Source organism: Ferdinandcohnia sp. GQ5, from assembly GCF_059759275.1.
This window is the reverse complement of sequence record NZ_JCAXEW010000045.1, coordinates 1-1,392: the sequence shown is the minus strand read 5'-3', so window position 1 is coordinate 1,392 and position 1,392 is coordinate 1. Positions and strand designations below refer to the sequence as shown.

Here is a 1,392-nt window from a genome sequence, read left to right as displayed (position 1 = left end):
TGGTCTTCTGTCAAGAAAGTGGACAATAAAATTTGAGACTTTTTATAACTCAACGCTACCGCACTTCGTTTGGTACGGTATTAGAAATGACCAGTCGAAAACATGACTGCTCATTTCTAATACCAAAAGTCTAATTTATGAGATAAATACATCATTTGTTGGTTGAAGATTTCTCTCATATTCATTTGGAGAAGTATATCCTAAAGTTGAATGCTTTCTTTTTTCATTATAGAAATTATTAATATAATAATTGACCGCTTTTATTGCCTCTTCTCTTGTTTTGAATCGCCTTCTATAAATTAAGTCTTTCTTGATTGTGGAATGAAATGACTCGATACAAGCATTATCGTATGGATCACCTTTTCTACTCATACTGATTTCCATATTATTTTCAACCATAATATCGATATAATCTTGGGCACAATACTGAGAACCGCGATCCGAGTGATGAATTAAACCTTCGCCAGGCTGCCTTAAAACAATGGCCATATTTAATGCTTGAATAGTTAACTCTTTTTTCATATCTGACCCCAGGTTCCAACCCACAATTTTTCTTGAACATAAGTCCATAATGGAGGACAAATACACCCAGCCTTCTACCGTCCAAATATACGTAATATCAGAAACCCAAACTTTATTAGGTTCTTCTACGTTAAATTGTCGATTAAGCAGATTAGGATATGTGTTTAAATTATGGTTTGAATCTGTGGTGACCACGAATTTCGCTTTTTGATTCGCTTTTAAACCCATTTCATTCATGATTCTAGCTACAGTCTTTTCCGAAACCGAATAACCCCATTCATCTAAATCAGAATGTACTCTTGGACTGCCGTAAGTTCCAAAACTCTCATGAAATGATTTACTTATTTTTTGTTGAAGTTCTAAACGATAATCCTCTTTTTCCGATAGAACTCTAGATTTTTTAAGCCACTTATAATATCCACTCTTCGATACATTAAATAAACTGCACATCTTCGAAATAGCATACTCTTCAGAGTGGTCAAGTATAAAACTATAAACTACGCTTGGTTTTTGGTGAAGATGTGCATGGCCTTTTTTAAGATCTCGTTTTCCTCTCTTAGTTTTTCTAGTTCTTTTTCATGTTGTTTTTTTAATTTTTCAACCTCATTGGGCGTTAAATACTTCTCACTCGTTTCTCCACAGTTTTTTTGTCGATACGCTGAAACCCACCGACTAATGGATTTGGATGAGATTTCTAATTCACGTGCAACATCAGCTGCTTTTCTACCTTCTTCAATAACTAATTTTGAAACATAATCTCTGAATTCTTGATCATAATGTTTTCCCATACCTGGACACGTCCTTATAAATGATGATTGTATTATATAATAAAATCTCATTTTACGTTGTCCACTATTAAGACTAACCTCA

Annotated in this window: 1 protein-coding gene and 1 pseudogene; both read right to left on the bottom strand. The window is 33.8% G+C overall.

What is annotated here, in order from left to right:
• Positions 1–135: 135 nt before the first annotated feature.
• Positions 136–1,026: pseudogene (locus tag AC6CHV_RS26290) on the bottom strand (IS3 family transposase); the annotation flags it as partial.
• Entirely contained in the window at positions 1,020–1,310 is a 291-nt protein-coding gene (locus AC6CHV_RS26285) for a transposase (protein WP_165918306.1), read from the bottom strand. The pseudogene AC6CHV_RS26290 and the gene AC6CHV_RS26285, both read right to left, overlap by 7 nt.
• Positions 1,311–1,392 lie beyond the last annotated feature (82 nt).